Below are 24,177 nucleotides of genomic sequence, written 5' to 3'. Positions count from 1 at the left end.
TTTTGAACGCTACAATCCCTTCGCATTAGCCGCGTTAAATCGGCCGCTTTGCGTCGGCCGTTTTACATCGGCGGTATCACGCCATTTTCCCCGGCAGAAATCGACAGCGCGGTCAGCGTGTTGTCCGAGCCTTTCTGCGCTTGCAGCACCACCTTTACACCGGGCTTGAGCAAGCTGCGATCGCCTGGCACCAGGTTGACGATCGGCACGTCATCAGGAATAACGATCTTCTTCTGCCCGCCCTTGTAATTCACGGTGACGGTGCGGCCATTACTGGCGACCAGATCGCCGACCGATCCGTTGGTCATCGTGCTGTCCGGCGTGAGATCAAACGCCCGCTGGCCATCCCCCGTGCCCGCCATTTCCGGCGGAAACACATGAACCTCCAGCGCTTTCAACGAACCGTCCGGCAGCGGTACCGCTGCGGAGCCGATATAGCTGCCCGGTTTGATTTCCGACACCTGTGCCAACGTGACGCCGCGGATCTGCGTGTCAGGGGTCAGCACAACCTGCAGGTCCTCTCCGCGGTTGCTGTGAATTTTAAGCACATCGCCTTCGACCACAGTGATGGCGCCGCGCACGCGGGTGGGTTTGCCGTCTTCGGCATGGGCTGGCAGCGCTGCCGATAGCAGTGCGCTGAGCAATCCCGATATGAGAAGAGGGTGACGAAGGGTCTGGGTTCTGGAAGTCTTCATTGGCAGCGCGAGTCCTGTGATGGGTCGAGCACGGAGCATAGCGGTAGTGCCCGGGCAGGTGCATGACATTGCCGCCAGCAAGCCAGGTTTGGTGCTGCTGGCGTATCGGGTCGACCTGCGCAAGCAGATTCTTGGTTTGCTGGGGTTGGGGCAGAGCGGGTAGGCAGGGGGGCAACCGGGCTGTGCGCACGTCGTCGAACGACTTCGCACAGCCCGGCGCAGGAGATTACTGCTGAAGGGAAATGGACGTGCTCGCCAGCTTCGGCTGGTTGTACAGGCTGACCAGCACTTCATCCAGCACCGAAGACGCGCCCCACGGACGCGGGTCGTTCAGGATCGCGACCACCACCCAGGTGTTGCCGTTGCTGTCGCGGCTGAATCCGGAGATCGCCCGAACCGTGTTCAAGGTGCCGGTCTTGATGTGCGCTTCACCGCGCAGGGCCGTACGTTTCAGGCGTTTGCGCATGGTACCGTCCATCCCTGCCAGCGGCAGCGAACTCATGAATTCGGCTTGAAACGGGCTGTTCCACGCGGCCTGGAGCATCTGCGCCATCTCCCGCGCGCTGACGCGTTCGGCGCGGGACAGACCTGAACCGTTTTCCATCACCAGATGCGTCGCGATGATGCCTTTCTTCGCCAGCCATTGGCGCACGACACGCTGCGCGGCCTTGGCATCGTCACCGTCGGCTTCGTTACGGAACTCGGCGCCCAGACTGAGGAACAGTTGCTGGGCCATGGTGTTGTTACTGAATTTATTGATGTCGCGGATAATCTCCGCCAGGTCCGGCGAGAAGGCCTTGGCCAGCAGCTTGGCGCTACCCGGCGTCACGTCCAGACGGTCCTTGCCGAGAATGGTCCCGCCCAGTTCCTGCCAGATGGCGCGCACGGCGCCGGCGGTGTAGGTCGGGTGGTCGAGCAGCGACAGGTACGTCTGGGAGTTGCAGCCGTCACCCAACTGGCCGGACACCGTCACGGTGATGCCGCCATCGGCTTCCGGCACCGGGTTGTACAGCACGTCTCCGGTGCATTTGTTGGACGACAGCGCTTTGACCTGGTTGTTGATGTGGATGGCGGCGATGGGCGGCTCCACCGAGACCAGAATCCTGCCGCCGTCATTGCGGGTGACGAAACGCAGGGCCTTGAGGTTCACCATCAAGGAGTCGGGACGCACCAGGAACGGCTTGTTCTTGTCGTTGCCGTCGTCGTCGAACACTGGCAATTGCGGTTGCACGAAGTGGCTGCGATCAAGCACCAGATCACCGGTCACCTGCTGCACGCCATTGGCCCGCAGATCGCGCATCAGCAGCCACAAGCGTTCCATGTTCAGCTTGGGATCGCCGCCGCCCTTGAGGTACAGGTTACCGCGCAAAACGCCATTGCTGAGGGTGCCGTCGGTGTAGAACTCGGTTTTCCACTGATGGGTCGGGCCGAGCATTTCCAGGGCGGCGTAGGTGGTCACCAGCTTCATGGTCGAGGCCGGATTGACGGACACATCGGCGTTGAAAACAGTCGGGGTGCCGGGGCCGCTCACCGGCAGCATCACCAGAGACAGCGCGTCGTTCTGCAGCTTGCTGGCTTTGAGTGCTTCCTGAACCTTGGGGGGCAGGGCGGTATTGATGGGGGCGGCTGCGATGGAGAACGAGAGGGGCAAAAGCAGGGTGGCGATAAACAGCGGACGCAAAGACTTGATCATTCAATAACCCTACTGCAGCAAACAACGGAGATGAAGAGGGGATGAATTCCCTCGCACTGGGAACGAACCGCCAGAAAATGCCCGATGGCAGGGCGTGACACTGGCGTTTCGGTAAAGCGGCATTATGCCCCAAGCTTTGGTGACTTGCGCCGGGGTACTGCCGTCAAACGGCGCTATTTTTTGCGCTTGCCCATTCAAAGTCACGTTAAACCGTGGTTTTTTCGCGTAACGCCGGCTGCAGGCCGCCATTTCGCAGCAGCATTCGTGACGTCCGGCTGCGATTTTTGTACGGTGAACACACCAAAACCTCGAATTCCGGACACAAAAAAGCCATCCCGGAGGATGGCTTTTTAGGTATCAGCTCGGCGGGAAGACCCGCCCGCTCATCAGACAGCCGCGTTGATCGGCGTTTCCGGGTACCAGGCGTCCTGCAGAGGGCTGACTTCAACTTCAGTCAGTTCGCTGCGGCCTTTGAGCCATGCTTCAACGGCAGCGCGCTGTTCTTCGCTGACCGAACCACGGTTCGCCAGGCAGACCAGGCCGAAGTCGTCGCCGCCGACGTAGTCCAGACCGTTAGCGTCCATGGCCTCTGTCAGGAAAGCGTCGAGGAAAGCATCGATGGCCTCGTCATCCAGGTCCTCTTTGAAGCCCAGCTTCAGCTCGAAGCCCAATTCCTGGAACTCGTCGACACAGAGTTTTTTGCGCAGACGACGGGAGCGGTTAGTGGCCATGAAGCGTTCCTCTTAAGTAATTTCGGGGCGCAGTCTATCAGCTTCGCCCTGAAGGCGCCTGCTTGATGCTGATTTGGTTTTTCGCATTTCTGGCTGTGCTCGAGTGGTGGATGTCTCTGGCGGGCTGGCGCAGAGAGGCTTGGGATGACGCATTGCCATGATGCGCAAGAAGTTGCGCACTCGTTGGTTGAAAATGGGGTGATTGATGGGCTGGAGGCCAAGTCGTTTGTGGCGTGCAGACGAGTGCGCAAGAAGTTGCGCAGGGGTGCGCAACTTCTTGCGCACTTCTTCTTTGTTTCCGGGTTTAGTGTTCGCTTAAACCTACCGTTATTTCTCTTAAACTATTGATTTTGTTCGGCTAATTTATAGCTGGCATAGCCCTTGATATCTCCGTGGCCCCCGGATTGGCATTCACGCCTTCTCGGATGGTTTTTGAGCACGGAGAGCATCCTTGGCACACCCCGCAGTTACGTCCGGCAGCGACGCAAAAAACGAGCCTCAGGTGGCGATCGCTCCGCTTGATCTGATCCAGCTTGAGGACATTGGCGTCGGTGCGGCCAACGTTGACGCCTGGCTGCGGGAGATCAGCGGCGGGGTCGTTACGCTCGACCGGATCAAAAGCGCTGCCGGGGTTCTGCCGGTAGTGGGCAACATCATGGCGCTGGTTGATGCGCTGAATGACATCGCCACGCTCTCGAAGAGTCCGGAGCGTGATCTTCTGGATTGGGTCAGCCTCGGCATCAATCTGATCGGGATGATGCCATTCCCGCCCACCATGGCAGCAGCGCGTATGAGCCTGCGTCCAATGCTGTTTCTGGTGCGCCAGGAGATGCGTCGGACCGGCAAGACGGTGTTGGGCGATGCGCTGATCGAGATTCTGATCGGGCATCTCAATGCCGACATCGTAGGGACGCTTGATGACTTTGTGACCCAGGCGCAGGCGAAGCTTCCGGGGATTCTTGAGGATGCCGGGAAACTTGGGGAAGGCATGCTCCTTGAGATCGCTGCTGGTCTTGAGAAGTTGGTTAACCCTGAGCTGAACGCCAGTGCTGATTTGCTTGAGGCCCAACAGCGCGTTCAGGCCGCTGGGGATCAGTGGGCCTATGACCCCAAAGCCGCGATTGGCAACATTTTTGCGGCGGCTGCGGATGTTTGCGTCGCTGCGGGTAAGGGTGCGGTTAACGGCGCCGTCGAGCATTTGGTGCCTGACGCGGTTAAGGCGGAGGTGGTCAGCCAGGTCAAATTGTTGCGCGCCATGGGGCCAGAGCTTCGCACCAGGATTACTGGTCTGGCGGACCCCGGGGTTCAGAATTCCATTGGTTCGCTGCTGCTGACGCTGGGTGGTGCCGTTGCCAGTTGGCGGTCGCGCAATGGGCAGGGGCAGTCTTTCAACATCAAGCCGGGGGTTGTTAATCAGGCCAAGCGCAGGGCCGGCGAAGGGAAACTTGAGAAGGTTCAGCAGGAGACGCCTGCCAAGGGGCGGCCTAACGAGCTGAAGAATTGCGCCTGTGCGGCGACGATCAAGAGCATCAGCTTTGCGATGGGCTCGGAGTCGGTTAGTCATACCGACTTCAGCCTGCCGGGGCCTTTTCCGATTGAGTGGACGCGGACTTACTGTTCGAGTCTGGATGCCTACGATCAGGACGTCATCGGCGCACGCTGGATCACGCCCTTTACCACGCGGTTTGATCTCGTCGGCGATGGTTTGGTCTTCCACGACGCCGATGGCCGCTCCCACGAATTCCCTCTGCCCAAGGTTAAGCTGTTCCATTTCAATGCCATCGAAAATCTGACCGTTATTCGCCTCAGCAAGGATCGGCTGTTGCTAATGCGGGGGCTTGAGCATAGGGAAACCTATGTTCGGCGGGGCAAGCGCTTTGTTCTGATTAACAAGGTGCTGCCCAACGGCGCCGGGGTGATGCTGCATTATGAGCATCGGCATGACGGGCATTCGGTGCTCTCCGAGTTGGTGACGTACTCGGAAAAGCATGCAGACAAAGTCCATCTGCGCCTTGGCACTTTGATCGACGATCATGGCCGGTTGACGGGCCTTTGGGAAATTCGTGATGGCGACGTTAAACGCCAACTGTGCGCGTATCAGTACGATGATTCTGGCGACCTTGATCTGGCTCAGGACGAGAACGGCGCTGCGTGGCGTTATCAGTATCAAAACCATCTCATCACTCGGTACACCGACCGCACTAATCGTGGGCTGAACCTGCAATGGCAGGGCTCCGGTCCCGGCGCGAAAGCCGTGCGTGAGTGGGCCGACGACGGCAGTTTCGACACCCGGCTGTCGTGGGATGAAACCATCCGCCTCACCTACGTCACTGACGGTTTGGGCCACGAAACCCGGCACTACTACGACAGCCTGGGTTACACCTATCGCATTTGTCATGCCGATGGCCGTTCCGAGTGGTTCTTTCGTGATCAGGCGAAAAATATCATTCGCCATGTGCACACCGATGGCAGTACCGATCGGTATCGCTACGACAAGCTAAGCAACCTCACCGAGCACACCCGCGCCGATCACAGCGTGATGAATTACGCGTACGACGATAAGAGTCATCTGATCAAGATCAGTGATGGCGAAGGCGGGCTGTGGAAACGGGATTACGACCATCGTGGAAATCTGGTTGAAGCGACCGATCCGCTAGAGAACATCACCGAATACGCCTACAACGCGTTCGGCCTTCCTACAGCGATCAAGGACGCCAACGGCAATACGAAGGAGCTGGCCTACAACGACGCCGGACAACTCGTTAGGTACACCGACTGCTCCGGGAAGGTCAGCGCTTGGGAGTACGACGAGCGGGGCCAAATGGTTCGCTTCACCGATCCGGCTGGCCACAGCACGACGTACGAGTACAAAGCGGGCCAGTTGGTCCTGATCAAGCATCCGGACAAAACCGAAGAACGCTTCAGCCGCGATGCAGAAGGTCGTTTGCTGGCCCACTCCGATGGCCTGGAACGCTGCACCACCTGGCGTTATAGCGCCGCCGGTTTTATCGCTGAACGCGTCGACGCTGCCGAGCAAACATTGCGTTACCGCTGGGACAAGCTTGGCCGCCTCGTAGCGCTGGAAAACGAAAACGAACGCCGCGCCCACTTTCACTACGATCCGGTCGGCAGGCTGCTGGAAGAGCGCGGCTTCGACGGACGCTCGACTCGCTATCAGTACGATCCCGAAACCGGCCGCCTCGCCGAGACCATCAACGGCCAGCGCTCCATTGCTTTGACATTCGACCCCATGGGCCGCCTGACCGAACGCCGGGCCACTCTTGGCGAAAAGTCCCAGAGCGAAACCTTTGCCTACGACGGCAACGGAAATCTGGTCATGGCGATTAACGCCGCCAGCCGCCTGCAATGGTTTCACGATCCGGCAGGCAACCTGATACGCGAGCATCAGCATTACTCGAACCTGGATAAACCACTGGTTGCGGTCTGGCAGCACGAATACGACGCCCTCAATAACCGAGTTGCGACCATTCGCCCGGATGGACACCGCGTGAGCTGGCTGACCTACGGCAGCGGCCATCTGCTCGGTCTGAAGCTCGACGAGCACGAACTGCTCAGCTACGAGCGCGATGATCTCCACCGCGAAGTCGCCCGCCATCAAGGCAACAGCTTGCTGCAGACCCAAAGCTGGGACCCCGCGGGACGCCTGAACGAGCAACTGATAGGACGCAACGACGACAAAACCACACTTATCAAACGGGCCTACACCTACGACGCCGCCGGCCAACTCACCGACATCAATGACAGCCGTCGCGGTCCGCTCTCGTACCGCTACGACCCGGTCAGCCGCCTGCTCGCCGCAACAAGCCGCCTCGGCACCGAAACCTTCGCCTTCGATCCCGCGAGTAACCTGCTCAACCACAGCGCCGCTCCAGTTCGCCGCCCTTTAGATCCGGAGCCTGTCCGCCACAAACTGATCGACAACCTGCTGCGCGACTACGCCGGTAACCACTACGAATACGACGAACGCGGCAACCAGACGGAGCGCTGGACCAACGGCCTGCGCAGCGAACTGCACTGGGACCTCTTCGATCGTCTGGTGCACTTCTGCGATCCGCGCCTCACCGTCGACTTCGGCTACGACCCGCTCGGACGGCGCCTCTACAAACTCTCCAAAGCCCACTACCGCCCGCGTTCCGAAGCCGGCACCGGCTGGAACGAAAACGAACACGCCCGCAAGGAACGGGAACTCGGCTGCGGCTTCACTCTATACGGCTGGGACGGCGACAACCTCGCGTGGGAAAGCAGCCCGCCGCCCTACGCCGGCGCCCTCGGCCGAACCGTCCACTACATCCACGAACCCGGCACTTTCGTCCCGGTGGCCCAAGCCATCCGCCACGAAACCATCCGCCTCGTAAGCCAACCAACTTACACCGGTCGCCACAACTTCAAAGAAGACCCGCTCTGGACCTACAAACCCGTCGCGCTACCGATTGACGCGCTGGCCTGGTACCAATGCGACCACCTCGGCACCCCTCAGGAAATCACTGACCAAAACGGCAACACCGCCTGGAGCGCGCAATACAAAGCGTGGGGCGAAGCGCACGAACACCGTTCTGAATTCGCACAGCAAGTCGGCCTGACCAACCCGATCCGATTCCAGGGGCAGCACCACGATCACGAAACCGGCCTGCACTACAACCGGCATCGGTACTATGATCCTAGAGTTGGGCGGTTCATCAGTAAGGATCCGATCAGCTACGCGGGCGGATTGAACCTCCATGTTTATGCGCCGAACCCGATATCGTGGATTGATCCAACGGGCTTGGCGAGCTCGGGGCGTTGGGAACCGGTAGGTACAGGCCGAATACGACTCGACCCGCCCCATGTGGAAAACACTAATCAGCAGGTTCATGCTCACTGCCAATGCAAGTCCAGAAAGAAAGAGATTGTTGTAAACCGAGACGGCTCACAGAGTCACGGCTCACGTGGTGATGTGGATGATTTGACGCGTAAAGAGAAAGATTACCTTCGATCGCAGGGATTCAACCTATGAAAAATCTTACGGCTTTTACCGTACATGGCACGGCCATTGGCAGTAATAAAAATATTCAACTTGATGAGATATCAATTATCGCGGATTCCGAAACCATGAGAGCTTTAGGGAATTTTCTAATCAATGCGGCGGACGAAATGGCACAGTTCGGCTTGGAGCACCTCCACCTCCAAGACCTAGTTGAAAATTTTTCCCATGAAACTCATGTAGATTTCATCGCCCTGAACCGTGAAATTGTTGAACCTACAAAAGGCTAGCCAATGGCTTAAAGGGACAGCCCCTTATGCTGAAGAGGAGTTAAAGGGGACGGACTCCTTCAACTCGCTAACCTAACCATAATGCGAAGTGTACGTGCAGAAAGAAATGGGAAATCGATCGGTTTGATCGCGTTTGCGAAGCAAAGCTTAATGGCACAGTAGTTAGATATTATCGTGAGCCAGGGTCAGAGCTATGGTGGTCAGCTGGCACTCAAGGTCAAGGTGGAACAGCATGGAAACTCATGGAGCAAGAGAGTAATTATTTAATTCATGTCCAAGATGCAAATATTTATGGAGACTCCATGAATAAGCACAAAGGAAAAACGGGTAAAGTCATGCCGATGAAACGTATGAGGTGTCGGGATGCGAGAGGGGGTGGATCATGATTGCAAGCGCTGAAGAGTTCAAGCGATACATTGAGAGCAAGAACGATGAAGACAACAGCAGAGCGCTTGATTCGGCCTCTAATGAAGTATGGTTCGATATATTATCAAAATACCCTGAGCTGTCTCGTGATGTTGTCTTTAATCACACGATATCGGTGGAGGTGTTAGAGCGACTTTCTCTAAGTGATGACATGAATGTTCGTTGGAATGTGGCCATGAAGAGAAGGATAAATCGCACAATTGTTGAACGGCTGGCGTGTGACGAGAATATCAGCGTCAGGCACAGAATCGCGTGTAACCCCAAAGCGCCAGAAGATATCTTATTGCAGCTATCGACGGATAAAGACCCTATTGGTGCAGAGGCAGCGAAAAAAAGATTAAGCCTTAATAGTGGCTCAGCTCAAGGTTAAGCTGGGCTCGTCGCCCTCAACTCACGCGTCGGGAGGGGACGGACCGTTGGGAGGCTGCTAACTCCACTCCTGAAAACCCGGGTTAAAGGGGACAGAGACCTTTTGACCCTTTAACCCCTTCCGCTATCGGGGACAGATTAATTTACGGTGAAGCGCTGTAAATAAATCAGTCCCCTTACGATCCATGAAGAATCAATTTCGCTTCTGATCCAGTTTCCTCACCAAAACGTCGTAGCCGGCGCCTTCAACTTCCCGGCAATCACCGCAATCGCCTTCTCCACATCGCCCACCTCGGTATACCGCCCCAAGCTCAGCCTCAAGCTGCTGCCCGCCTGACCCTCACTCAATCCCAGCGCCAGCAACACGTGGGAAACGCTGCTGCTTGCAGAATTACACGCCGAGGTAGACGAAACGGCCAATTCACTGGCAAGGCTGGCAACGTTAAACCCCGGGCTGTCGATACAGACGTTGAGCGTATGGGGAACGCGTTGATGGGGATCGCCGTTAAGGCTCACGCCGTTCAGGCTGAGCAGGCCGTCACGCAGTTGCGCCGACAAGGCACTGATGCGCGCAACTTCCTCGTCCATTTCAGCGCTGGCCAGTGCATAAGCCGCGCCCATGCCGACGATCTGATGGGTGGCGAGGGTGCCGGAGCGGTAACCCTGTTCGTGGCCGCCGCCGTGCATTTGCGCTTCGAGCAACGGTCTGGCGCGCTCGCCAACATAGAGGGCGCCAATGCCTTTCGGGCCATAGGTCTTGTGTGCAGAGAAGGACATCAGGTCCACCGGCAATGCGCTCAAGTCGATCGCCAGTTTGCCAGCGCCTTGGGCGGCGTCGACGTGGAACAGGGCGCCGTGTTCACGGACGATTTGGCCGATGGCCGCGATATCGGTGACGGTGCCCAGCTCGTTATTCACCAGCATTAGCGACACCAGCAGGGTGTCGTCGCGCAGTGCCTGGCGCACGGCGTCGGGGTGAATCAGACCGCGGCTGTCGGGTTCGAGCCAGGTCACCGGGCACCCGGCCTGCTCAAGCTGGCGCACGGTGTCGATGACGGCTTTGTGTTCGATGGTGCTGGTGATGAGGTGGCGGCGTGCGCCGTTGTTGGCGTTGAGCGCGATGCCCTTGATCGCCAGGTTGTTGGATTCGGTCGCACCTGAGGTCCAGACCAGAGCGTCGGCACTGCTGCCCACCAGTTCCGCAACTTGACGGCGCGCCAATTCAACGGCCTGGCGGGCTTGATTGCCGTATGCGTGGGAGGTGGACGCCGGGTTGCCAAAGGTGCCTTCGCGGCCCAGGCAGGTGACCATGGCCTGGATGACGCGGTCATCAACCGGCGTGGTGGCGGCGTAATCGAAATAACAAGGGAGTGTTTTCATGGGGATTTCTGCGCTGTCCGTCGTGCAGAAAATACTACTAGCGTCAGGCTGAAAAAAAATTGATTCCTCGACGGAGATTAACGCGCTCCATAGAATTTATTTCCGATAAAAACTCCGTTTACGGAATATTATTTTCTGCCTCGCGCTTTTTGGCCTATCTTTATCGCTTCCCGGCATATGTCTTCACTGAGGTCACCGCGCATTCCATGGACAAATTCGACCAGGCCATCCTGAGCATTCTGCAAAACGATTGCACCCGTCCGATTGCGGAGATCGCTGACAGCGTTGGTCTGGGCAGCACCGCGTGCTGGCGTCGCGTACAAAAGCTCGAAGAGCAGGGCATGATTCGCGGGCGGGTGGCGTTGCTTGACCCGGGGCAGTTGAACGTCGCAGTGACGGTTTTCGCCGCCATTCGCACCAACCAGCACAACGCCCAGTGGCTGGGTCGCTTCCATGACCTGATCGCCACGCTGCCCGAAGTGGTGGAGTGCTATCGCATGGCCGGCGACACCGACTACATGCTGCGGATCGTGGTGCCGGACATCGCCGGCTACGATGCCGTTTACAAAAAGCTGATCCAGCTGTCGGGCATCACTGACATGAGTTCCAGCTTCGCCATGGAGCAGATCAAGTCAACGACCCAGCTGCCGTTGAACTACACCTTGTAAGCGCCGCACCGAGAAGCATTAACACGCCCGGTCAAAATCCCGTGCAAAAAAAAGCAGCCATCCGAAGAGGGCTGCCTTTTTGTTCGTTTAAGAAAGTCGTCGGAAGTCAGACGCGGGCTTTGTCGATCCATTCCATCGACGTGCGCCAGATGCAGATCCCCAGGAAGTATGCCGACATGGCCAGCCACACGAACAACGTCACCGACGCGTTGTACGGGTGGTTCATGACCAGCAGGAAGCTGCAGAAGAACCACACGGCCGTGACCGCGATGTTGAGGGGCATGAAGCGGCGGACGCGGAACGGGTGCAGGAACTTCATGCGTGTGACGGTCAGCAGCGCCAGGCAGATCACAGTAATGAAAGTCAGCCACGGCGCCGGGGAAAGGATGTACACGCACAGGGCGACGACGTTCCAGGCGGCGGGGAAGCCCTGAAAGTAGTTGTCCTTGCTCTTCATCTCGACGTTGCAGAAACAGAACAGCGACGACACCAGAATGATCGAAGTGGTCAGCAGCAGGGTGTATTCCGGCAGTGGGATGTAGCGGTAGATGAACAGGGCGGGGATGAACACGTAGGTCAGGTAATCGATCACCAGGTCGAGCACGGAGCCGTCGAAGTGCGGCAGGACCGACTGCACGTTCAGCTTGCGCGCCAGGGAGCCGTCTACGCCATCGACGATCAGGGCAAAGCCCAGCCAGAGCAGGCACGCCTTGGGTTGGTTATCGAACAGAGCAATGGTCGCGAGAAAGGCGAGCACCACGCCGGTGGCGGTAAAACCATGGGCGCCCCAAGCCTTGAGCCAGGCGATGCGTTGAATTGGAATCATGGACGGTCCTTCTGGAATTAAGCGGGTTCGGTCGGGTACGGCAGCGGTCGACGGAACCAGAGGTGCATCTATCGACCGGGGATCGGTCGATAAGGTTCATACGTAACCCCTACACGGTAGCAGGCGGCGCAGGCTTTCGTTACCCAAATGTGACGCCGCGCCATGGAACAGAGCGGCGCAGGTGTCATTGGTCGCCTGAGCGAGAAAGAAGGCAATATGCTGGCCCCGTTAAAAGGCCTATCTCGTCAGAATCCGCGCCTTATCAGTCAGTTAGGCAAGAAATCGCATGTCATTTCTCAGAACCGTATTGACCTTCTGTCTTCTCGCTGTGGTGACCTCTCAAGCGTTTGCGCGCAGTCCGAGCAAGAGCGAACGTGACCTCTGCACCTGGGGTGCCGGTATGGCCGGCACCGCTCAGCAATACAAACTGTCCGGCCTGACGCTGTACGGCGCGCGCAAGAAGATGCAGGCCCAGCACTTTGCCCAGCAATGGATGCGCATGCGCGCGCTGGGCATTACGGAGCAGACCTACGACAGCCCGTCGCGGCTGCGGCCGGAAAGCGTCAAACAAGTGTATTACGAGGGCTGCATCAAGCACGAAGTCGCACGGCGCTGAATCACCGCGCTGCATCCCGGAAGCTCCATTCCGAAAAGGTGCAGCGCGATCAGCGCAACAAGGCAGGATCAGTGCGGCGCGCGCGGGATGGTCTTCAGCAGATCGGCAGGGCTGATATGTCCCACCACCTGAACGCCGCTGCCCGGATGCGGCAGACCCAGAATGTGGCCCTTGATCTTGCCGATCACGTGCATTTCGCACGGCTTGCAATCGAACTTCAACGTCAGCACTTCATCGCCATGCACCAGTTGCATCGGCGCCACCTTGGTGCGCACGCCGATCACCCCCTTGGCCTGCTTGGGGCACAGATTGAAGGAGAAGCGCAGGCAGTGTTTGGTGATCATCACCGGCACTTCGCCCTTTTCTTCGTGGGCCTCGTAAGCCGCGTCGATCAGCTGCACGCCGTGACGGTGATAGAAGTGCCGCGCCTTCTCGTTGTAAACGTTGGCGAGGAACGACAGGTGCGCCTCAGGGTAAACCGGCGGCGGCGAGGTTTCCGGCTTGCGGGCACCGCGCGGGTGCGCCTTGATGCGAGCGGCGGTCAAGGTCTCGATGACCTCACGGCGCAACGCTTTGAGTTGCGAGTTCGGAATGAAAAACGCTTGCGGCGCGTCCAGCTCGATGGCGGTCGCGTGGTATTCGGTGGTGCCGAGCTGGCCGAGCAGATCATGAAGTTGCTCCAGCGCCTGTTCCGGTTTATTGGCGACGCCAAACGGGCCGTTCAGCTCGACGCGGGCGCTGATGCCTTCTTCGCTGGTGGCGACCAGTTCCAGCCGCTCTTCACGCAGACGCGCCACCCATGACAGGCCGATGCGGCGTTCGGCCGAGGTCTTCTGCAGGGCCTGCTGCCAGTTGTGGTCAAGGTTGCGGCTGAGCGGATGGTTGGGCCGCAGTTGCAGGCCTTTCGGCATCTCGTTGGGCTCGACGCGGTAGCGGTAGCGCTTCTCGCCGTCTTCCTCGAACTCGCCTTTGGGCTCGGCGATGTTGGCGCGGAAACCCACCACTTCGCGCTTGACCAGCACGTTGAGGCCGTCGCCGTTGGACAGCGGCTCGTGGGTGACCACCTGCAAGTCACGCTTGCCGACTTTCTCGACCACGCCGACCAACAGGCCGGTGAAGGTCGGCGAATCGAACGCGCCGATGTCGATCTTGCGGTCGGTGACGAAGTAGTCGGTGCTGCCCCGGTGGAAGGTCTTGTCCGGGTCCGGCAGGAAGAAGTGCGCGGTGCGGCCGCTGGAGGCGCGGGCCAGGTCCGGGCGGTCTTCGAGAATCTCGTCCAGACGCTGGCGGTAATAGGCCGTGATGTTCTTCACGTAGCCCATGTCCTTGTAGCGGCCTTCTATCTTGAAAGAGCGCACGCCCGCATCCACCAGTGCGCGCAGGTTGGCGCTCTGGTTGTTGTCTTTCATCGACAGCAGGTGTTTTTCGTAGGCAACGACGCGACCCTGATCGTCTTTCAGCGTGTAGGGCAGACGGCAGGCCTGGGAGCAGTCGCCACGGTTGGCACTGCGCCCGGTGTGCGCGTGGGAAATATTGCACTGACCGGAGAAGGCCACGCACAGCGCGCCGTGGATGAAGAACTCGATGGCGGCATCGGTTTCGTCAGCGATGGCGCGGATCTCTTGCAGGTTCAGCTCGCGTGCCAGCACCAGCTGCGAGAAGCCGGCCTGATCGAGGAAGCGGGCGCGTTCCAGCGTGCGGATGTCGGTCTGGGTGCTGGCGTGCAGCTCGATGGGCGGAATGTCCAGCTCCATCACGCCGAGGTCCTGCACGATCAGCGCGTCGACGCCTGCGTCGTAGAGCTGATGGATCAGCTTGCGCGCCGGCTCCAGCTCGTTGTCGTGAAGGATGGTGTTGATGGTGGTGAAGACGCGGGCGTGGTAACGGCGGGCGAACTCGACCAGTTGGGCGATTTCGCTGACGTCGTTGGCCGCGTTGTGGCGCGCGCCGAAGCTGGGGCCGCCGATGTAGATCGCGTCAGCGCCATGCAGAATGGCCTCGCGGGCGATGGCCACGTCGCGGGCAGGGCTGAGCAGTTCCAGGTGATGTTTGGGCAGAGACATATTTTTTTATTCGGCACGGTCACGGTCAAGGCGCGCATTGTAGCGGCGAAACGCTTGACCGGCACCCGTCTGCTGCCCGATGGCGCCTGCCTGTTCAGCGGGGGCGCCAGGAAAACCGCGTGATCAGGCCTTGGCGGCCATCGCCGTGACTTCCACGCGCATGCCTTCGACGGCCAACGCAGCGACGCCAACAGCGGCGCGCACGGGCCAGGGTTTGGCGAAAAAGCGTTTATAGACTTCGTTGAAAGCGGCGCGATCGGCCATGTCGGTGAGGTAGATGGTCAGGTGTAAAACACGGTCCATGGAACTGCCTGCCCGTTCCAGCGCCACTTTCAGCGCCTGCAGCGTGCACTCGCTCTGCTCGACGATACCGCCCAGTTCCAGACTGCCGTCGGCGCGCGTGGGGATCTGCGTGGACACCAGCAGACCGCCGAAGCCGGCGACGTCCGAGGAGATGGAATCGGCGTCAGGATCCGGCGTGAAGGTGATGTCGGGGTTTGCCATGGGGAGTTCTCTTCTACGAGTGTGTGGATGACGGGCCAGGAAACGGCCGGTGCTCATGATGTCCGATTCGGAAGGGAAAAGGGAGGCTTGACAGTGTCGCTGCGGGCCGGGTGGTCACGGCCTCCGATCAGATCTTCATACCGATGCACCAGGGCCCCGGCACAAAAAAAGCGAGCCGCCGTCACGTTATCTCTGACGTGAAGGCGGCTCCGGGGGGGTGTCAAATCGGCGGATTCAACGTGATTGACAGTAGCAGTGGTAAATTCCGTTAGCTAGCTAACATTTGGCAATACAGTGTTGCGGATGTGGAAATAATCGACGCCGCGTTGATACCCCTGATGAAACCGCCTGGCACGGCCGTTTGAAAAACTCCGAACTCATCCCTCGGGCCTTCAGTCCACCTTTAACGCTGACCGTTTGCGTTGGACTATTTCAAGGAGAGCCCCATGACTGATTACCCGAAACCGCCTTTCAAGCCTCAGCAGCAGCCAGTGCCTGGCGATCAGAGCAGAATGGAGCCTTACCCGGATTGCGGCGAGACCCGCTACAAGGGCTCGGGCCGCATGAGCAACAAGATTGCGCTGATCACCGGCGGCGACAGCGGCATTGGTCGCGCAGTGGCGATTGCCTATGCCCGTGAGGGCGCTGACGTGGCGATTTCGTACCTCGATGAACACGAAGATGCCAAGGAAACCGCACGCTGGGTGGAGGAGGCCGGCCGTCAATGCCTGCTGCTGCCGGGCGATCTGGCCGAGAAGGCGCAGTGCCTGGCCATCGTCGATGAAACGGTGAAGAAGTTTGGCCGCATCGACGTGCTGGTCAATAACGCCGCGTTCCAGATGTCTCACAAGACCCTCGAGGAAATCCCCGACGAGGAATGGGTGAAAACCTTCGATATCAACGTCACCGCGATGTTTCGCATCTGCAAAGCGGCGGTGCCCCACATGGCAGCGGGCAGTTCGATCATCAACACCAGTTCGGTCAATTCCGATTCGCCGAAGCCGACGCTGCTGCCCTACGCAGCCACGAAAGGTGCCATTGCCAACTTCACCGCTGGCCTGGCGCAATTGCTGGGTGAGCGCGGGATTCGCGTGAACAGCGTAGCGCCCGGCCCGATCTGGACGCCGCTGATTGTGTCGACCATGACCGACGACGACGTGAAAAGCTTCGGCGAAGAAACGCCTTTGGGCCGCCCGGGCCAGCCGGTGGAAGTCGCACCGATTTATGTACTGCTGGGCTCCGACGAAGGCAGCTACATCTCGGGGACACGTTATGGCGTGACCGGCGGCAAGCCGATTCTGTAGCTGATCCTGTCGGGGCTGTTGCGTCGCGCACGCTTACAAGTCGCGCCTTAAAGACGCGCATGGAAAAGGGGCTGCCCGGGCAGCCCCTTTTTTTCGTCTCCGGGTGCGTACGCTGTCAAACCCCTTTGGCGGTGCTCTTGAGGTCGTCGGCCATGTTCTTGCCGGCGTCGGACACCGTTTCCCATGTCTCGCTGACCGTCGCCTTGGCTTTCTGAGTGAGGTTGTCGCTGGCCTTGCCGAACGCCTTGTTTTCCTTCTCGGTGCTCGGCAGCGCAGCGCCCAGTGCCGCCCCCAGCGCGATGCCCATGGCGGCGAGCGCCAACGGCTGCTCGCGGAGCATGTACTGGAAGGTGCCTTGCAAATTACGGCTCTGACGCAGAAGCGCATCCTGGGCATTGCCCGCAGTGGATGCCAGCGTGTCCTTCATCGCCGCCGTTTTCTCACTGGCCTGATGCTTGAGATCGTCCAGTGTGTGGCTGGCGGATTGACCGAACTGGCCGACCTTGTCGCTGGCCTGATGCGCCGATTCCCGCGCGTGATCCGTCGCGCCGCTGAATGATTCGCTCACGCTCTGCGCAGCGCCGCTGAGCTTCTCGCCGAGTTGGCCGAACATCGACGCGCCACTGCCGCTGCCGGGCGTGTAGCCGGGCTTTTGATTCTGCCCAAGCATCAGCCAGGAAATGCCCACGGTGGTGAGCAGCATCGGCATCGGGTTGTTCTTGATCGAGGTGCCGAGGTTGCCGAAAAACTCGCCGCCGTTTTCCCTGGTAAACGTCAGTGCCTGATCTATGAGTTGCCCGGGCGACAGCTTGCTTTCCAAAGCGTCGACGAGGTTTTCGATGTTGGCCCTTCGCGCGTCGATGTTGCGTTCGATCGCGTCCGGGCTTTCCGCCAGCAGCGGATCGGGGATGTCGCGGTTCAGTTCATCTTCGGTGGCAAACCTGCTGTCGATGCTCATGAGACTTTCCTCTGAATGGCGTCTTTGTCCTTGCTGAGCGAGTTCATCGTGCGCTCAGGGGCGAGTTGGGTGGCTTCAAGGTGTTTCCTGCCGGATTGCACCATCAGGAAGCCGACGATCATCGCCGCCACGCCCACGATCAGCGCAGCCAGCCAGGGAACGAGGACCATCGCCAGCGCATAGACGGCAGCCAGCAGCAGGATCACCAACCCCGCCAGCATGATGACCATGCCTCCGGCGAGGGCCGCGGACGCGGCTTTGGCAGTGGCGACCGAGGTGCGGATTTCGGCCTTGGCCAGTGCGAGTTCTTCGCTGATCAGCGCAGGGACTTCGTGGGCCAGCTGGCGGATGATGCCGAGCGCCGAGGTGTCGGGGTCGCCGTTGTGGCTGCTGGTGCCGCGCGGCGGGAGTTCAGAATTGATCGACATTAGAATTCTCCTCGTGGCGCGGGCTTGTCAGGCGCTGGTGAATGGGTGGGCGCCGGGCTGGAGGCTGTTCCGGGGTCTGCATTGAAGCTGCCCAGTTCTAAACCCGATTGCTGAATTCCGCTGCCCTCGTCGAGGTCAGGTGTGGCCGAGGCGTGAGCGGCGGGGTCGCGGGGAGCGAGTGGGTCCGGCCGCTGGATCGGCGCACCGTGGGCTGCGTCGCCTTCGTGGGAATGACGCGCGCTCAGGCCATCACCTTCGCTTTCACTCGCCTTGACGCCGGTTTCGCCGTCGCCTGAGCGGTACTGCGACGAATCAGGGGCGGATGACGACGCGGTTGAGGTGGTCAGGTCCGGACTGCTGGCGCGCAGGAACCGCGACAGCCCGAAGCCCACCGCGACGCTGCCGGTGACAAACAGCGCCGGGTTCTCCCGCGCCAGGCGACCGGCCTGCTGCAGCATCTCCTCGGCGCTCTTGCCGCGCATGCTGGTCGCGAACGCGCTCAGGCTCTCGGCGATGTCGCTGATGTAATGGGAGATGCCCAGGGTGTCCTTGTCTTGCAGCTCTTCAGCTGCAGCGCTTGCTGTTTTGGCCAGGTTTTCGATCTGCTCGGCGGCGCTGTCGCGGTAACTGCCGAACTGCTCGGTGCCGTGTTCGCGGGCCGTGTCGAGCAGGTCTTTCGCGTTATCTTGCAGAGTGTGCAGCGCCTCGCCGGGAGACGCGGGGCGCGCTTGAGCGCCTGCGGTGTCTTCGCTGAATGTAGGCATTTGATCATCATCCTTAAATCAATCGGGACATCATTCGGGGCAAAGGCACACACTGCGACGGGCGCACCTGGCCATCTCACGCTGCAGGGAATCTGCACGCTGTGTAAGGGTGGAGGGGCGGAGCGAAGCGGGAGTTCGAGGTCGAAGACGGACGGTAGAGCGGTTGATCCGAACGCCGCAAACGCAGGCCGAATAATCGATCTGTTCGCGCGTGGATTGATTTAAACGAGGGGAAGGTGCGGGCAGCAACGGCGCGCAGTCATTGCGACCGCGCGCCGGATAATCGGCCCACTTCAGCCCTTGCTGTGCTCCTTGGACGTGGGTGCTTCGGCGATGCCCCGTGGGCCGGCGATGCCCCAGATGGCGACGCCGATGACAGGGAAGATAAAGATCAGCACCGCCCAGCCGATCTTGGTGCCGGACGATTTGGTGCTGCGCCAGACACTGGCGATGGCCCACACGTCGACCAGAAGGATGATGACCGCCAGGGCGATCGAGAAGAGCGTTTCCATTTCATTGTCCTCGGTGTGCGCGGGATCACATGGCGGGGATGCCGGTGAGTGTTTCAGTTTCAGTTTCAGTGACGGATGCAGTCAGAGGGATTTCAGGGCTGCCGGGGGTCAGGATGACCTTGCGGCAGTCTTCCTGTTTCTTGTCGAAAATCTTGTAGCCCTCGGCGGCCTGCTCCAGGGACATGCGGTGGCTGATGATCGCTTCGGGCGCGAGACGGCCGGCCTCGATGTGTCCCAGCAGTTCCGGCAGGTAACGCTGCACGTGGGTCTGGCCCATCTTGAAGGTCAGGCCCTTGTCGAACGCATCGCCGAACAGGAAGCCGTGGATGAAACCGGCGTACACGCCCGGCACGCTGACCACACCACCACGGCGTACGGCAGCAATGCACTGGCGCAAGGCCTTGCCGCTGCTGCCTTCGATTTTCAGGTTGGTCAGAATGGTTTCGGTGGTGCTGCCCTTGGCTTCGAAGCCCACCGCATCGACCACGCCGTCGACACCACGCATGCCCTTGGTCTGACGAATGATGGTGTCGGCCGGATCGTCGTCTTCATCGAAGTTGATCGGAATCACGCCGTAGGTGGCCTGGGCGTACGCCAGCCGGTAAGCGTGATGGTCCACCATGAAAATCTGATCGGCGCCGAGCATCCGGGCCACGGCCGCAGCCATCAACCCCACAGGACCCGCGCCGTAGATGGCGATGCTCGAACCCTGGCCGATGCCGGTGTTCATGACTGCCTGGTAACCGGTGGGCAGGATGTCGGAGAGGAACAACACCTTCTCGTCCGACAGCGTGCCAGGGACTTTGAACGGGCCGGTGTTGGCCTTGGGCACGCGCACGTATTCAGCCTGGCCGCCGGGGATGCCGCCGTACAAGTGGCTGAAGCCGAACAGCGCGGCCCCTGGTGGAATGGCCTTCTTGTTGATGATCGCGCCGCGACCGGTGTTGGTGGTTTCGCAGGCGGCATAGAGGTCCATGTTGCAGAAGAAGCATTCGCCGCAGGCAATGACGAAGGGGATCACCACCCGGTCGCCGCGCTGCACAGCGGTCACGGCTGAGCCGGTGTCTTCGACGATGCCCATGAATTCGTGGCCGAAGATATCGCCGTGTTCGACGGTGGGGATCTTGCCGCGATACAAGTGCAGGTCGGAGCCGCAGATCGCCGTGGCGGTCACGCGCAGGATGATGTCGTCAGGTTGTTCGAGGACCGGATCGGCAACGGTGTCGACCTTCACGTCATGGGCGCCGTGGTAGGTGAGTGCTCTCATTGTGGTTTTTCTCCGCGAGTAATAATGGGCAACTAAGTAGCGGAGCAGACGGCGAGGGGTTTAGTTCAGGACTTTGCAGCGGTGGGGGGATTAGCGGTGTGTGCGGTGCCAGTAGGACCGGCTTTAGCCGGGAAGAGGTCAGTGTGAGCGCCATTAATTTTGCAGTGTGGCTGCCGACGCGTTCCCGGCTGAAGCCGGTCCTACAGGATGAATGCGGTGCCAGTAGGACCGGCTTTAGCCGGGAAGAGGCCGGTGCAGACGCCCTCATTTTCGCAGTGTGGCCACTGGCGCTTTCCCGGCTGAAGCCGGTCCTACAAGATGAATGCGGTCCTACAAGTGTGCGCGGCGGGGTTATTTGAGCCCGACCCGCTTGCGCATCTCTGCGGTAATGGTCTGCCGGGTTTTGCCCATGTCCGCCCACGGGTCGCTGTCCAGTTCGGCGAGGCGTTCGTGGACGGTGTTGATGTCCCAGGCGTTGGCGCCTTTGATCTCCAGCAATTCCTCGCGATAGATCGGCACCGACACCGGCAGGCCTTCCCGTGTGCGCACTGAGTACGCGCAAATGGTGGTGGCGCCGAGGCCGTTGCGCAGGTAATCGATGAAGATCTTGCCAATGCGGTTCTTCGGCCCCGACACCGCTGAAAACCGCTCCGGCAGCAGCCTGGCGATGTGCTTGACGATGGCGTGGCTGAAATCCTTGACGGCGTCCCAGTCCGCTTTCGGCGTCAGCGGCACGACCACATGAATACCTTTGCCACCGCTGGTTTTCAGGAACGATTTGAGCCCCAGTTCATCCAGCACGGCGAGGGTCAGTTGCGTGGCTTCCACCATGGTCTTCCAGGGCAGCGCCGGATCAGGGTCGAGGTCGAGAATGAAACGGTCCGGCCGCTCAAGGTCCTTGGCGACGGCGTTCCAGGTGTGCAGCTCCATGGCGCTCATCTGCACGGCACCGATCAGCGCTTCGATGTTGTTGATCAGCATGACCGGATGGCCGGTGTATTCCTTGCCCATGGTCTCGATGCCGGGGATGGCGAGGCGGTCGGCGTTTTTCTGGAAGAACAGCTCGCCGCCGATGCCCTCCGGTGCCCGCACCAGCGCCACAGGGCGTTGGGCCAGTTGCGGCAGGAGCCAGTCGGAAATGCGGATGTAGTAATCGGCTAGGTCACGCTTGGTCGCGCCGCTGGTGGGGTCGATCACCCGCTCGGGGTGGGTCAGGCGGATCTTGCCCGTTGTGGCGTCGGTTGGGGCTGCTGATCCATGCCGGCTTTCTTCAGACTTGACTGCCTTGGATGCTGTTGCGCGTTTGCGCGCGGGCTTTGGTTTCTCTTCTGGCTCTTCTGGTTCCGGCGCTGGCGCGGACGTTTGATCGGCAGAAGGTGCCGGAGCAGGGCACTCTTCGGTGATCGATTCGGCAGGCTTGTCGGTGCGCAGGCCATGGAACACCGCGTGCCGCACCGATCCCTCTTGGGTGATCTCGGCGAAGGCCACTTCCGCCAGCAGCACCGGTTTCAGCCAGTGCACGCCCTTGGCTTCAAAGCCGGTGGGCGGATTGACCACCGCAGCCTTCCTGGCGTGGAGCGGCGTCAGCTGGTCGTAGATCGTGCCCAATGTCGCTTCATTGAACCCGGTGCCGACCTTGCCGGCGTACCTCAGCTCGCCACTGTCGGCATCGTGCAAACCCAGCAGCAACGCGCCGAATTTGCTGCGCGCGCCCTTCGGATCGGTATAGCCCACGACGACGAATTCCTGGCGGCGTTTGCACTTGAGCTTTATCCAGTCAGCGCTGCGGCGCGACACATAAGGGCTGCCGACGCGTTTGCCGATCAGGCCCTCCATCTTCATCTGGCAGGCGCTGTTGAGCAGGACTTCCGGCACTTCGGCGAAGTCTTCGGAGTACCTGAGCACTTCGTCGTCGGTCCGTTCCAGCACCTTGGACAGCGCAGCGCGGCGCTGCTCCACCGGCACTTCGCGCAGGTCCATGCCGTTCAGGAAGGGCATGTCGAACAGGTAATAAATGATGTTGCCGCTGCGGCCGGCCTCGAAGGCATTCTGCAGCGCCTGGAAGTCGGGCACGCCGTCGTCGTTGGCGACGACCATTTCGCCGTCGAGCCAGGCCGACTCGAGGCCCAGCCCGGCGATGGCTTCGGCCTGACGCGGCAGTTTGTGCGTCCAGTCATGGCCATTGCGGGTGAACAGCTGCACCTTGCCGTCGGCGACCCGCGCCATGACCCGGTAGCCGTCGAACTTGATCTCGTAGCGCCAGTCGCCCTCTGGGGCCGATTCCACCAGCGTGGCCAGTTCCGGCTTGATGAGGTCCGGCAGATCGGCGGGCTCGGCGCCGACCAGTTGCGCCTTGGCGGATTTTTTCCGAGGGGCAGGGACCTTCTCTACGGGCTTCGGCTCGTCAGGCTTGGGCGCTGCCGACTTGGACTTTGCAGACTTGGAAGGCGCCGCCCCGGATGACGTCGTTTTGGCCCCGCGCTTTTTGGGAATCAGGGTGCGCTCGCTGAGCACGCTGTCGGGCAGCGCCTTGACCACGTCGTAGTCGGTTTCCGGCTTGGCGAATTCGTCCTGATGCTTGATCAGAAACCACTGCTCCTGCTTGCCGGGAATGTGCGTCTTGACCAGGTTCCACACGCCGCCGAGCTTCTCGCCCTGCAGTGCAAATTTGAGCTTGCCCTTGGCGTAGGCTTCGGCAGGGTCGGAGAGGGGGGTCCACACGCCGCGGTCCCAGACGATGACGTCGCCCGCCCCATAATGCCCCTCGGGAATGCTGCCCTCGAAGGTGGCGTACGCAATGGGGTGATCCTCGACGTGCACCGCCAGGCGCTTGGCTTTGGGGTCCAGCGAGGGGCCTTTGGGCACGGCCCAGCTTTTCAGCGTGCCATCGATTTCGAGGCGGAAATCGTAATGCAGGCGGGAGGCGTCATGCTTCTGGATGCAGAACTGCAGGGCATGGGCTGCCTTCTTGGTCGAAGCGCGCTTTTTCTTTATGTTGCCTGACGGCTCTGGCGTCGCGTCGAAATCTCGCTTGCGGTTGTATTCGTCCAGTCCGGCGCTCATGGAAATCCCTCACCCTGCGGCATGTGTCTGTTAAACGCAGAGTTCGCGGCGAGGGCGGAGTTCCGGGGGCGGGGCAATCGTCTCCTTGCACCCGCAACAATGATGGCGCCTCAACAGGCCGGTTCCCGGCTGAAGCCGGTCCTACAGGTGCAGCGCGGTCTGATAGTAGGACTGGCTTTAGCCAGGAAGGCGTCGGGTGGCACACCGCAAAATATCGGCGCCTGAATGGGCCTGTTCCCGGCTGAAGCCGGTCCTACAGGTGCAGCGTGGTCTAATGGTGGGACCGGCTTTAGCCGGGAAGGGGGACGGTGGTACACCGCGAAATATCGGCGTCTAAACGGGCGTCTTCCCGGCTGAAGCCGGTCCTACAGGTGCAGCGCGGTCTGATAGTAGGACCGGCTTCAGCCGGGAAAGCGTCGGGTGGCACACCGCAAAATATCGGCGCCTGACCGGGCCTGTTCCCGGCTGAAGCCGGTCCTACAGGTGCAGCGTGGTCTGATAGTGGGACCGGCTTTAGCCGGGAAGGGGGCCGGTGGTACACCGCGAAATATCGGCGTCTAAACGGGCGTCTTCCCGGCTGAAGCCGGTCCTACAGGTGCAGCGTGGTCTGATGGTGGGACCGGCTTTAGCCGGGAAGGC

The 24,177-nt window shown here is 60.3% G+C and carries 19 protein-coding genes; 6 read left to right on the top strand and 13 right to left on the bottom strand.

Translation table 11 applies throughout. From position 1 onward, the window contains the following. Positions 1-62: 62 nt before the first annotated feature. The 3 genes from L4G42_RS21610 to L4G42_RS21600 form a co-directional block, all read right to left on the bottom strand. On the bottom strand, positions 63-695 hold the full coding sequence (locus L4G42_RS21610; RefSeq protein ID WP_237261196.1) for a DUF5666 domain-containing protein: 633 nt from the start codon (positions 693-695) through the stop codon (positions 63-65). 226 nt (positions 696-921) lie between these two features. Next, positions 922-2,388, bottom strand: a complete 1,467-nt coding sequence (gene dacB, locus L4G42_RS21605) for a D-alanyl-D-alanine carboxypeptidase/D-alanyl-D-alanine endopeptidase (RefSeq protein WP_237253424.1) — start codon at positions 2,386-2,388, stop codon at positions 922-924. A 386-nt stretch (positions 2,389-2,774) separates the two neighbouring features. After that, positions 2,775-3,119, bottom strand: coding sequence for a YggL family protein (locus tag L4G42_RS21600; protein WP_237253423.1), 345 nt, complete (start codon positions 3,117-3,119; stop codon positions 2,775-2,777). Positions 3,120-3,570: 451 nt separating this feature from the next. On the opposite strand from L4G42_RS21600, the gene L4G42_RS21595 reads away from it, so the two are divergent. From L4G42_RS21595 to L4G42_RS21585, 3 genes are all read left to right on the top strand, one after another. Then, entirely contained in the window at positions 3,571-8,133 is a 4,563-nt protein-coding gene (locus tag L4G42_RS21595) for an RHS repeat-associated core domain-containing protein (RefSeq protein ID WP_237259649.1), read from the top strand. Beyond that, positions 8,130-8,390 (top strand): Imm32 family immunity protein, encoded by a 261-nt coding sequence (locus L4G42_RS21590; RefSeq protein ID WP_237253421.1) that lies wholly within the window; start codon positions 8,130-8,132, stop codon positions 8,388-8,390. Before L4G42_RS21595 ends, L4G42_RS21590 begins: the two co-directional genes overlap by 4 nt. A 382-nt stretch (positions 8,391-8,772) precedes the next feature. Beyond that, positions 8,773-9,186, top strand: a complete 414-nt coding sequence (locus L4G42_RS21585; RefSeq protein WP_237253420.1) for a hypothetical protein — start codon at positions 8,773-8,775, stop codon at positions 9,184-9,186. A gap of 218 nt (positions 9,187-9,404) precedes the next feature. Here the strand turns inward: L4G42_RS21585 and L4G42_RS21580 are convergent, their stop codons facing one another. Further along, positions 9,405-10,565: an aminotransferase class V-fold PLP-dependent enzyme gene (locus tag L4G42_RS21580; RefSeq protein ID WP_237253419.1), complete on the bottom strand. Its 1,161-nt coding sequence runs from the start codon at positions 10,563-10,565 to the stop codon at positions 9,405-9,407. A gap of 206 nt (positions 10,566-10,771) precedes the next feature. Here L4G42_RS21580 and L4G42_RS21575 point away from each other — a divergent pair, with 206 nt between their 5' ends. Then, the gene (locus L4G42_RS21575) at positions 10,772-11,233 is read left to right on the top strand and encodes an Lrp/AsnC family transcriptional regulator (protein WP_237253418.1); all 462 of its coding nucleotides are present in this window, start codon (positions 10,772-10,774) and stop codon (positions 11,231-11,233) included. A gap of 106 nt (positions 11,234-11,339) precedes the next feature. Here L4G42_RS21575 and pcsA read toward each other — a convergent pair whose 3' ends face one another. Next, the gene (gene pcsA / locus L4G42_RS21570) at positions 11,340-12,059 is read right to left on the bottom strand and encodes a phosphatidylcholine synthase (protein WP_133770588.1); all 720 of its coding nucleotides are present in this window, start codon (positions 12,057-12,059) and stop codon (positions 11,340-11,342) included. Positions 12,060-12,345: 286 nt separating this feature from the next. Here pcsA and L4G42_RS21565 point away from each other — a divergent pair, with 286 nt between their 5' ends. Then, positions 12,346-12,675 (top strand): hypothetical protein, encoded by a 330-nt coding sequence (locus L4G42_RS21565; RefSeq protein WP_237261194.1) that lies wholly within the window; start codon positions 12,346-12,348, stop codon positions 12,673-12,675. A gap of 68 nt (positions 12,676-12,743) precedes the next feature. Here the strand turns inward: L4G42_RS21565 and L4G42_RS21560 are convergent, their stop codons facing one another. Both L4G42_RS21560 and L4G42_RS21555 read right to left on the bottom strand, forming a co-directional pair. Beyond that, positions 12,744-14,738 (bottom strand): peptidase U32 family protein, encoded by a 1,995-nt coding sequence (locus L4G42_RS21560; protein WP_237253416.1) that lies wholly within the window; start codon positions 14,736-14,738, stop codon positions 12,744-12,746. 123 nt (positions 14,739-14,861) lie between these two features. Continuing rightward, complete coding sequence (locus L4G42_RS21555) at positions 14,862-15,242, bottom strand: RidA family protein (RefSeq protein WP_237253415.1); 381 nt, start codon at positions 15,240-15,242, stop codon at positions 14,862-14,864. A gap of 446 nt (positions 15,243-15,688) precedes the next feature. Between L4G42_RS21555 and L4G42_RS21550 the strand changes: the two genes are divergently transcribed. Continuing rightward, positions 15,689-16,546, top strand: a complete 858-nt coding sequence (locus L4G42_RS21550) for an SDR family oxidoreductase (RefSeq protein WP_237253414.1) — start codon at positions 15,689-15,691, stop codon at positions 16,544-16,546. A 115-nt stretch (positions 16,547-16,661) separates the two neighbouring features. Here the strand turns inward: L4G42_RS21550 and L4G42_RS21545 are convergent, their stop codons facing one another. The 6 genes from L4G42_RS21545 to ligD all read right to left on the bottom strand — a co-directional run bounded on the left by L4G42_RS21545 (position 16,662) and on the right by ligD (position 23,538). After that, positions 16,662-17,504, bottom strand: a complete 843-nt coding sequence (locus tag L4G42_RS21545) for a DUF3618 domain-containing protein (protein ID WP_237253413.1) — start codon at positions 17,502-17,504, stop codon at positions 16,662-16,664. Next, complete coding sequence (locus L4G42_RS21540) at positions 17,501-17,932, bottom strand: phage holin family protein (protein WP_237253412.1); 432 nt, start codon at positions 17,930-17,932, stop codon at positions 17,501-17,503. Before L4G42_RS21540 ends, L4G42_RS21545 begins: the two co-directional genes overlap by 4 nt. Continuing rightward, complete coding sequence (locus L4G42_RS21535; RefSeq protein WP_237253411.1) at positions 17,932-18,696, bottom strand: apolipoprotein A1/A4/E family protein; 765 nt, start codon at positions 18,694-18,696, stop codon at positions 17,932-17,934. Before L4G42_RS21535 ends, L4G42_RS21540 begins: the two co-directional genes overlap by 1 nt. A gap of 293 nt (positions 18,697-18,989) precedes the next feature. After that, entirely contained in the window at positions 18,990-19,208 is a 219-nt protein-coding gene (locus L4G42_RS21530; protein WP_237253410.1) for a PLD nuclease N-terminal domain-containing protein, read from the bottom strand. 25 nt (positions 19,209-19,233) lie between these two features. Continuing rightward, positions 19,234-20,475, bottom strand: a complete 1,242-nt coding sequence (locus L4G42_RS21525) for a zinc-dependent alcohol dehydrogenase (protein WP_237253409.1) — start codon at positions 20,473-20,475, stop codon at positions 19,234-19,236. A 351-nt stretch (positions 20,476-20,826) separates the two neighbouring features. Next, positions 20,827-23,538, bottom strand: a complete 2,712-nt coding sequence (gene ligD, locus L4G42_RS21520; RefSeq protein WP_237259653.1) for a DNA ligase D — start codon at positions 23,536-23,538, stop codon at positions 20,827-20,829. Between the last annotated feature and the right edge of the window lie 639 nt (positions 23,539-24,177).

This window comes from Pseudomonas petrae, from assembly GCF_021728295.1.
Lineage (GTDB): Bacteria > Pseudomonadota > Gammaproteobacteria > Pseudomonadales > Pseudomonadaceae > Aquipseudomonas > Aquipseudomonas petrae.
Note: the sequence above shows the minus strand (reverse complement) of the source record. Positions and strands in the feature narration are given on the sequence as shown.

What these genes read in the sequence shown, in the direction of transcription:
- L4G42_RS21545 (WP_237253413.1), bottom strand. Translation starts at nt 17,504, where the DNA reads ATGAGCATCGACAGCAGGTTTGCCACCGAAGATGAACTGAACCGCGAC.
- L4G42_RS21590 (WP_237253421.1), top strand. Translation starts at nt 8,130, where the DNA reads ATGAAAAATCTTACGGCTTTTACCGTACATGGCACGGCCATTGGCAGT.
- L4G42_RS21580 (WP_237253419.1), bottom strand. Translation starts at nt 10,565, where the DNA reads ATGAAAACACTCCCTTGTTATTTCGATTACGCCGCCACCACGCCGGTT.
- dacB (WP_237253424.1), bottom strand. Translation starts at nt 2,388, where the DNA reads ATGATCAAGTCTTTGCGTCCGCTGTTTATCGCCACCCTGCTTTTGCCC.
- L4G42_RS21560 (WP_237253416.1), bottom strand. Translation starts at nt 14,738, where the DNA reads ATGTCTCTGCCCAAACATCACCTGGAACTGCTCAGCCCTGCCCGCGAC.
- L4G42_RS21585 (WP_237253420.1), top strand. Translation starts at nt 8,773, where the DNA reads ATGATTGCAAGCGCTGAAGAGTTCAAGCGATACATTGAGAGCAAGAAC.
- ligD (WP_237259653.1), bottom strand. Translation starts at nt 23,538, where the DNA reads ATGAGCGCCGGACTGGACGAATACAACCGCAAGCGAGATTTCGACGCG.
- L4G42_RS21535 (WP_237253411.1), bottom strand. Translation starts at nt 18,696, where the DNA reads ATGCCTACATTCAGCGAAGACACCGCAGGCGCTCAAGCGCGCCCCGCG.
- L4G42_RS21525 (WP_237253409.1), bottom strand. Translation starts at nt 20,475, where the DNA reads ATGAGAGCACTCACCTACCACGGCGCCCATGACGTGAAGGTCGACACC.
- L4G42_RS21600 (WP_237253423.1), bottom strand. Translation starts at nt 3,119, where the DNA reads ATGGCCACTAACCGCTCCCGTCGTCTGCGCAAAAAACTCTGTGTCGAC.
- L4G42_RS21565 (WP_237261194.1), top strand. Translation starts at nt 12,346, where the DNA reads ATGTCATTTCTCAGAACCGTATTGACCTTCTGTCTTCTCGCTGTGGTG.
- L4G42_RS21610 (WP_237261196.1), bottom strand. Translation starts at nt 695, where the DNA reads ATGAAGACTTCCAGAACCCAGACCCTTCGTCACCCTCTTCTCATATCG.
- L4G42_RS21575 (WP_237253418.1), top strand. Translation starts at nt 10,772, where the DNA reads ATGGACAAATTCGACCAGGCCATCCTGAGCATTCTGCAAAACGATTGC.
- L4G42_RS21540 (WP_237253412.1), bottom strand. Translation starts at nt 17,932, where the DNA reads ATGTCGATCAATTCTGAACTCCCGCCGCGCGGCACCAGCAGCCACAAC.
- pcsA (WP_133770588.1), bottom strand. Translation starts at nt 12,059, where the DNA reads ATGATTCCAATTCAACGCATCGCCTGGCTCAAGGCTTGGGGCGCCCAT.
- L4G42_RS21555 (WP_237253415.1), bottom strand. Translation starts at nt 15,242, where the DNA reads ATGGCAAACCCCGACATCACCTTCACGCCGGATCCTGACGCCGATTCC.
- L4G42_RS21550 (WP_237253414.1), top strand. Translation starts at nt 15,689, where the DNA reads ATGACTGATTACCCGAAACCGCCTTTCAAGCCTCAGCAGCAGCCAGTG.
- L4G42_RS21530 (WP_237253410.1), bottom strand. Translation starts at nt 19,208, where the DNA reads ATGGAAACGCTCTTCTCGATCGCCCTGGCGGTCATCATCCTTCTGGTC.